This window comes from Enterococcus hermanniensis, assembly GCF_001885945.1.
GTDB lineage: Bacteria > Bacillota > Bacilli > Lactobacillales > Enterococcaceae > Enterococcus_A > Enterococcus_A hermanniensis.
This window is the reverse complement of the sequence record NZ_JXKQ01000027.1, coordinates 1-3,107: the sequence shown is the minus strand read 5'-3', so window position 1 is coordinate 3,107 and position 3,107 is coordinate 1. Positions and strand designations below refer to the sequence as shown.

The following is a 3,107-nucleotide window of genomic DNA, read 5'->3' as shown; positions in this document are numbered from 1 at the left end:
TTGATAAGGTTAAGTGAATAAGGGCGCACGGTGGATGCCTTGGCACTAGGAGCCGATGAAGGACGGGACTAACACCGATATGCTTCGGGGAGCTGTAAGTAAGCTTTGATCCGGAGATTTCCGAATGGGGAAACCCAGCATCTTTTATAGGATGTTACTTTTCAGTGAATACATAGCTGATTAGAGGTAGACGCAGAGAACTGAAACATCTAAGTACCTGCAGGAAGAGAAAGAAAATTCGATTCCCTGAGTAGCGGCGAGCGAAACGGGAAAAGCCCAAACCAAGAGGCTTGCCTCTTGGGGTTGTAGGACTCCAACATGGTAGTTCAGTGAGATAGTCGAAGGACCTGGAAAGGTCTGCTAGAAAGGGTAAAAGCCCCGTAGACAAAATTTGACTGGCACCTAGGAGGATCCTGAGTACGGCGGAACACGAGGAATTCCGTCGGAATCCGGGAGGACCATCTCCCAAGGCTAAATACTCCCTAGTGACCGATAGTGAACCAGTACCGTGAGGGAAAGGTGAAAAGCACCCCGGAAGGGGAGTGAAATAGATCCTGAAACCGTGTGCCTACAACAAGTTAAAGCCCGTTAATGGGTGATAGCGTGCCTTTTGTAGAATGAACCGGCGAGTTACGATTACTTGCGAGGTTAAGTTGAAAAAACGGAGCCGTAGCGAAAGCGAGTCTGAATAGGGCGAATGAGTAAGTGGTCGTAGACCCGAAACCATGTGATCTACCCATGTCCAGGTTGAAGGTGCGGTAAAACGCACTGGAGGACCGAACCCACGTACGTTGAAAAGTGCGGGGATGAGGTGTGGGTAGCGGAGAAATTCCAAACGAACTTGGAGATAGCTGGTTCTCTCCGAAATAGCTTTAGGGCTAGCCTCAGAGTAAGAATGATGGAGGTAGAGCACTGTTTGGACTAGGGGCCCATCTCGGGTTACCGAATTCAGATAAACTCCGAATGCCATCCATTCATCTCTGGGAGTCAGACTGTGAGTGATAAGATCCATAGTCGAAAGGGAAACAGCCCAGACCACCAGCTAAGGTCCCAAAATATATGTTAAGTGGAAAAGGATGTGGGGTTGCACAGACAACTAGGATGTTGGCTCAGAAGCAGCCACCATTTAAAGAGTGCGTAATAGCTCACTAGTCGAGTGACCCTGCGCCGAAAATGTACCGGGGCTAAACATATTACCGAAGCTGTGGAATACACCATTAGGTGTATTGGTAGGAGAGCGTTCTAAGGGCGTTGAAGGTAGACCGTGAGGACTGCTGGAGCGCTTAGAAGTGAGAATGCCGGTATGAGTAGCGAAAGACAGGTGAGAATCCTGTCCACCGAATGACTAAGGTTTCCTGGGGAAGGCTCGTCCGCCCAGGGTTAGTCGGGACCTAAGCCGAGGCCGAAAGGCGTAGGCGATGGATAACAGGTTGATATTCCTGTACCCGTTGTTTTTGTTTGAACAATGGAGGGACGCAGGAGGCTAAGGAATCAGACGATTGGAAATGTCTGTCCAAGCAACAAGTCTTGAAGTGAGTCAAATGCTTGCATCTATAAGGACAAGTTGTGATGGGGAGGGAAATAATAGTACCGAAGTTCCTGATGTCACACTGCCGAGAAAAGCTTCTAGTTAGAAAACAATGGCCCGTACCGCAAACCGACACAGGTAGTCGAGGAGAGAATCCTAAGGTGAGCGAGAGAACTCTCGTTAAGGAACTCGGCAAAATGACCCCGTAACTTCGGGAGAAGGGGTGCTGATCTAACGATCAGCCGCAGTGAATAGGCCCAAGCGACTGTTTATCAAAAACACAGGTCTCTGCAAAATCGAAAGATGACGTATAGGGGCTGACGCCTGCCCGGTGCTGGAAGGTTAAGAGGAGTGCTTAGCGTAAGCGAAGGTACGAATTGAAGCCCCAGTAAACGGCGGCCGTAACTATAACGGTCCTAAGGTAGCGAAATTCCTTGTCGGGTAAGTTCCGACCCGCACGAAAGGCGTAACGATTTGGGCACTGTCTCAACGAGAGACTCGGTGAAATTTTAGTACCTGTGAAGATGCAGGTTACCCGCGACAGGACGGAAAGACCCCATGGAGCTTTACTGCAGTTTGATATTGAGTGTTTGTACCACATGTACAGGATAGGTAGGAGCCGTAGAAGTCGGAACGCTAGTTTCGACAGAGGCGCTGGTGGGATACTACCCCTGTGTTATGACCACTCTAACCCGCACCACTAATCGTGGTGGGAGACAGTGTCAGATGGGCAGTTTGACTGGGGCGGTCGCCTCCTAAAGAGTAACGGAGGCGCCCAAAGGTTCCCTCAGAATGGTTGGAAATCATTCGCAGAGTGTAAAGGCACAAGGGAGCTTGACTGCGAGACCTACAAGTCGAGCAGGGACGAAAGTCGGGCTTAGTGATCCGGTGGTTCCGCATGGAAGGGCCATCGCTCAACGGATAAAAGCTACCCTGGGGATAACAGGCTTATCTCCCCCAAGAGTCCACATCGACGGGGAGGTTTGGCACCTCGATGTCGGCTCGTCGCATCCTGGGGCTGTAGTCGGTCCCAAGGGTTGGGCTGTTCGCCCATTAAAGCGGCACGCGAGCTGGGTTCAGAACGTCGTGAGACAGTTCGGTCCCTATCCGTCGCGGGCGTTGGAAATTTGAGAGGATCTGTCCTTAGTACGAGAGGACCGGGATGGACTTACCGCTGGTGTACCAGTTGTCTCGCCAGAGGCATCGCTGGGTAGCTATGTAGGGAAGGGATAAACGCTGAAAGCATCTAAGTGTGAAGCCCACCTCAAGATGAGATTTCCCATTTCTTTAAGAAAGTAAGATCCCTGAGAGATGATCAGGTAGATAGGTCAGAAGTGGAAGTACAGTGATGTACGGAGCGGACTGATACTAATCGATCGAGGACTTAACCAAAAAAATTGATCTTGGTAGTTTGAATGTTTCTGATCCAGTTTTGAGTGAACGAAGTTTACTCAAACAAATAGTGTGGTGGCGATAGCGAGAAGGATACACCTGTTCCCATGTCGAACACAGAAGTTAAGCTTCTTAGCGCCGATTGTAGTGAGGGGTTGCCCCTTGTGAGATTAGGACGTCGCCACGC

Annotated in this window: 2 rRNA genes; both read left to right on the top strand. The window is 50.2% G+C overall.

Going from position 1 to position 3,107, the window contains the following annotated elements:
- Positions 1–7: 7 nt before the first annotated feature.
- Positions 8–2,920: ribosomal RNA gene (locus RV04_RS12745) — 23S ribosomal RNA — on the top strand.
- A 71-nt stretch (positions 2,921–2,991) separates the two neighbouring features.
- Positions 2,992–3,107 (top strand): 5S ribosomal RNA (gene rrf, locus RV04_RS12740).